General features: G+C 72.4%; 4 protein-coding genes. 3 read left to right on the top strand and 1 reads right to left on the bottom strand.

Annotated elements, in window-relative coordinates; translation table 11 throughout:
* Positions 1 to 2582, top strand: a 2582-nt coding sequence (locus tag E2651_RS40835) for a BTAD domain-containing putative transcriptional regulator (RefSeq protein ID WP_167829058.1), incomplete at its 5' end; no start/stop codon positions are given.
* A gap of 30 nt (positions 2583 to 2612) precedes the next feature.
* Here E2651_RS40835 and E2651_RS40840 read toward each other — a convergent pair.
* On the bottom strand, positions 2613 to 3869 hold the full coding sequence (locus E2651_RS40840) for an MFS transporter (protein WP_135336334.1): 1257 nt from the start codon (positions 3867 to 3869) through the stop codon (positions 2613 to 2615).
* Between the two features lie 250 nt (positions 3870 to 4119).
* Between E2651_RS40840 and E2651_RS40845 the strand changes: the two genes are divergently transcribed.
* Positions 4120 to 5157, top strand: a complete 1038-nt coding sequence (locus E2651_RS40845) for a rod shape-determining protein (protein WP_135336335.1) — start codon at positions 4120 to 4122, stop codon at positions 5155 to 5157.
* A 28-nt stretch (positions 5158 to 5185) separates the two neighbouring features.
* Entirely contained in the window at positions 5186 to 5335 is a 150-nt protein-coding gene (locus E2651_RS44440) for a hypothetical protein (RefSeq protein WP_167829059.1), read from the top strand.
* Positions 5336 to 5353: the final 18 nt, after the last annotated feature.

Here is a 5353-nt window from a genome sequence, read left to right on the forward strand (position 1 = left end):
GCGCGGGGGGAGGGCTGTTCGCCGGCCGGTACCGGTTGGTCGAGCAGCTCGGGCAGAACGGTGGCACGTGGCGCGCCGAGGACGTCCACCGCCCCGGAACCGCGGTGGTGGTGAAGCAGTATCCGCAGGGATCGCCGTACTCACGGGAGTGGGGGGACAGGCTCGTCGAGTTCCGTCACGAGAACGTGGCACGGGTCATCGACCACGGCGTCGACGACGCGTCCGGGCGCAGAGTGGCGTACCTGGTCACGGAGTTCGTGGACGGGGGCAGCCTGCAGTCGCTGCTCACGCGATACCGATACAGCCTCCGCACCAGTCAACTCCACGTGGTGGTGCCGCCGTTGGCGGATGCGGTCAACGCACTGCACTACCGCCGGCTGCCCCTCCAGAGCCTCCGCCCGTCACACATCATCGTCACCCCCCGTGGGCCGGTCCTGACCGCCGACTTCGCCCTCTCCGAATACAGCTTCCGGAAGCTGCGTTCGAACCTCAGCGGACTCGCCTCGCTGGTCAGCCAGATGAGCCCGAATCCCTCATCCATGCCCCACCTTTCACAGCCCGAGGATGCGGAACTCCAGACAGGGACGACCAAGGAAAGGATCGCCGCGGCCGTCCAGGAGCTGTACTCCTCTGACCCGGACGTCCAGGGCCGAGGCGCCGAGCGGCTCATCAACCTCTCCGACCCCTCGGCCCACACCCGCTCCTACTCCGTACTCGGCCCGCTCCGGGTCACCCAGCACGGCCGCCTCCTCGCCGTCGACGTACCGGAGGAACAGGCGTTGCTGTGCATGCTGCTGCTCCAGCGGGGCCGCACCGTGCCGTACGCCGAACTGGCCGAGGGAATCCGGGGCCCTTCCGCCCCCGTGGACAGGGAGGACGACCTGCACGCCGCCGCGCGTCGCCTGGACGAGGCGCTGGGCCCCGGCACCCTGATCGCCGACGACGACGGCTACTCCCTGCCGCTGCCGTCCGGCCCCGACAGCGTCGACCTGTTCCACTGCCAACGGCTGGCCGCCGACGCCCAGGATGCCTATTTCGCGGGCGACTTCACCCGCTCCCGGCAGCTCGTGCGGTCCGCGCTGGAACTGTGGCGCGGCACCCCGCTGCTCGACGTTCCCGGCCCGGCCGCCCTCGCCACCCGCGTCAACATCGCCGAACTGCGGCAGTCGCTGCTGCGCACGTGGGGCGATCTGGAAGGCCGGGACGGGGACACCACGGCCGAGGATGCCGCCGAACTGGCCGATCTGCTCCAGGAGTTCCCCCACGCGGAAGACGAGGTCCTCGCCCCCCACGAGGAACTCCCCAGCGCCCAGCTGGACGACCTCGGCGTCAGCCGGGAGCTGCCGGACGATCAGCCCACGCCCCCGGGGACGACCCTCACCTTCGAGTACCTGAACCGCCCCACCGGTTCGGAGACCCGGCAGGCGCTGGGCAGGGAGATCATCCACCTCCTCATCGCCGGCGGCATCGGCCCCGACCACTTCGAGCTGCGGCCCCGAGCCCACGGCTGGGACGCGGCCGTCGCCCCGGAGGTCCAGGTCCTGCACGTACTGACCGCGATGCTCCATCAACTCCCCGGCTCTCTGGAGCAGCTGCCGCACCTCGCCCTTGGAGTCACCCTTACCCACGAGCCGGACCCCACCGTGTCCGCCCCGGCCTTCCCCGCCGAGCTGCGGCACGTCTTCGACCGCCCCGGAAGCCGCGCCGTCGTGATCGTCTCCAACGACCTGCACGACAGGCTGAGCCGCTCGGGCCGCGCGGTCGACGCCCGGTTCGAACCCGTCCCGCAGTCCGACGACTGGTACTGCGAGGTCACCGCGCCCGCCGAAGCCCAGCCCGCGACCGCAGCCACCGCCTCCCCCTCCCTCGGCTCCCTCGGCTCCCTCAGCACTCTGCTCGCCGGCCGCACCGCAGTGATCCTCGGCTTCGACGGCCCCGTCGTACCGCTGTTCCCGGCCTCGCGGGCCCGCGCCGCCGTCCTCAGCCTGACGGGCCACCTCACGGAGGCCCGCGACGTCGACGACGCTCTTGAGGGCAGGCCACCGCTGGCCGGGGCACTGGACAGGTACGAGGGCGGCGTCCACCCCATGGACCTGCTCCGCGCCCACCAGGACCACGCGTCGGCCGGTGAACTCCGTACCCGGCTCCGGCAACTCGAACAGCAGAGCCTGAAGGACGCCCGGCCGACCCGGCGCCTCCCCGAGCTCCTGAGCACCCTCGCGGAGCAGGACATGGCCGTCGCGGTCGCCGGGGACTGCGACTCCGCCGTCATGGCGGAGCTGCTCACCCGGCGCGGCCTCGCCGCCAAGGTCCCCGGCGGCGCACACGGCCGTCGCGCGGGCTCTCCCCTGCTGCCGGACCCCGACTGCCTGCACCGTGCGCTCCAGGCGCTGGAAACCGAGCCCGGTCAGTGCGTGATGGTCGGCTCCTCCGCGGCGGAGCTGCTCGCCGCGCGGCGGATCGGGATGCCGTTCATCGGCTACCGGCGCGACGAGAACTCCCACCGCCGGCTCCAGGCGGACGGCTGCGAGCTGACGGTGGACCGGCTCGCCTCGCTGATCGACGCCGTCCACGGCACCTGACCGGACCGCCCCACGCGCCCCGAGGGCCCCTCACGCCTCCGGCACCTGCGCGTCGTACCGCGCGAACCCCCGCCACTTGAGCGCCAGCAGCCCCACGGCGACGACGCACGCGACCCCGCCGCCCGTGACCGCCACCACCGGCGATGCCATGTCCCCCACCGACCCCGCCACGAAGTCCCCGAGCCGGGGCCCGCCCGCGACCACCACGACGAAGACCCCCTGCAGGCGCCCCCGCATCTCGTCCGGCACCGCGGCCTGCAGCATCGTGCTGCGGAAGACCATCGAGATGGTGTCCGCGCAGCCCGCCAACGCCAGGAAGAGCAGCCCGAGCCAGAGGTTCCGCGTCAGGCCGAAGACGGCGACCGCCGTCCCCCACGCCGCCACCGCCAGCAGGATCGCGAGCCCGTGCCGCCGGATCCGCCCGATCCACCCGGAGAAGACACTCCCGAGCAGCGCCCCCACCGCGGGCGCCGCGACCAGCAGGCCCACCGTCTTCGCGTCGCCCCCGAACCAGACCACCGCCACGGCGGGGAACAGCGCACGCGGATGCGCGAGCACCATCGCGCACAGGTCCGTGAAGAACGTCATCCGCAGGTTCGGCCGGGTGGTGAGGAACCGCAGCCCGTCGAGCACCGAGGCCCGCTTGGCACCGGCCCCGACCCCCTGGGGCCGCACCGCAGGCAGCCGCCACATCGCGTACAGGGAAGCGCTGAAGGCCACCGCGTCCACCGTGTACGCCGCCTGATAGCCCCACAGGCCGACGATGAAGCCGCCCAGCATGGGGCCGAGCATCAGGCCGGACGTCGTCGTCATCGACGTCAGCGCGTTGGCGGCGGGCAACTGCTCGGGCGGAAGCAGCCGCGGGATCATCGACGAGCGGGCCGGCGAGTTCGTCGCCCCGCAGACCGCCTGCAGGGCGACCACGGAGTACAGGAACCACACGTGGTGGAAGTCCGCGTACGCGCCCGCCGCGAGGGCGATCGACAGCGCGCAGGAGCCGAGCGCCGAGTACAGGCCCAGCTTCCGCCGGTCCACGGTGTCCGCGATCGCGCCCCCGTACAGGCCGAACACCACCAGCGGGACCAGGGAGAAGAGCCCGACGAGGCCCACCGAGAAGCTGGAGTGCGTGATGTCGTAGACCTGGAGGGAGACCGCGAGCGCGGTCATCGCCTGGCCGATCCAGGAGATCGTGTTGCCGGCCCAGAGGCGGCGGTAGTCGACGGACGTACGCAAAGGCGTCAGATCGGCGAGTATCCGCCTTTTCGTGACGGGCCCGTGGGGCTCCACTGGGAGCGGGGGTATCGGGGGGTTGCTGTCGGCTTCGGGTGTCCGGGGGCCTTCGGCTTCGTCTTCTTCCGGGGGCGTATGCGTCACACGGGATGCTAACTGCGCTGCCCGCGAGGCGATCAAGACCACCCGTGCGGCCGCACCCCGCCCGGCTCAGCCCAGCGCGCGCGCCGCCCGCGGCCATCGCACGATGCGAGACAGGACCGTCGTCCGACGGTCCGTACGGTCTGCGCTCTCGGGAGGATCTGCCATGACCGTCAGTCTGGAGCAGTTGCGCCGCTGCCACATCGCCGTCGACCTGGGGGCCGCGAGGACCCGGGTGTTCGTGAAGGGTGCGGGTCTCGTCGTCGACGAGCCGAGCGCCGCCGCCGTGAACACGCGCACCGGCGCGCTCATCGCGGTCGGCCAGTTCGCCGAGCAGATGACGGGGCGTACGCCCGGCTACATCCGCGTCGTGCGCCCGGTCTCCGGCGGCACCGTCGTCGACATCGAGATGGCCCAGCGCATGCTGCGCCACCTGCTCGGCGAGAAGCTCCGCCGCACGCTGCGCCGCAAGCCCCGGCTGCGGGCCGCCGCCTGCACGCCGCACGACGCGGATCCGCTCGCCCAGCGCGCCGCCGTCGAGACGATGGTCGGGCTCGGGGCGCGCCGGGTCGAGCTGGTGGACACGCTGATCGCCGCCGCGGTCGGCTGCGGTCTTCCCGTCGAGCGGCCGGAAGCGACCATGATCCTGGTGTGCGGGGCGGCGACGACGCAGGTCGCGGTGTTGTCGCTCGGGTCGATCGTGACGGCCCAGCGGATCCCGGTCGGCGGCGAGGCCATCGACCACGCGATCGTCCAGCACCTGCGCCACCACCATGAACTGATGCTTCCCAGCCAGTCGGTACGTCCCCTTCAGCTCGCCCTGCGCGGCAACGGCCTCACTCAACAAGGGCCCGAGTCGACGGAGATCCACGGCCGCGATGTCGCCACGGGGCTCGCCCGCTCGGTGCACGTGGACACGGCCGCCGTACGCGACGCGATCCACACACCGCTGACCGCCGTGCTCGACGGCATCGGCAAGGTGCTGCGCGACTGCCCGCCGGATCTGGTGGCGGACCTGGCCGACCGCGGGATCATGATGGTCGGCGGCAGCGCGCTGCTTCCGGGGCTCGACCAGATGCTGCGGGATGCGACGGGGATGCCGGTGGCGATCGCCGAACGGCCGGATGTGTGCGCCGTCCTCGGGCTCGGGGCGATGCTGGAGGGCAAGATCCAGCCGCTGGTCCTCGACCCGCTGTCCTGCTGATCGGACCGGCCCCGGGGAGAGCGTCCGCATGCCGATGCCGATGCCGAAGCCGAAGCCGCAGCCGATTTCGATGTCGATGTCGATCTCGATGCCGATGTCGATGTCGATGTCGATGTCGATCTCGATGCCGCCGGTGGTCACGCGGGGCGCCGCCGCGCGCACGGGCGCCCCGCGATGAACCCCGCGGGCCCGCCCC

This window comes from Streptomyces sp. MZ04, assembly GCF_004684775.1.
In the GTDB taxonomy this organism is placed as follows: Bacteria; Actinomycetota; Actinomycetes; order Streptomycetales; family Streptomycetaceae; genus Streptomyces.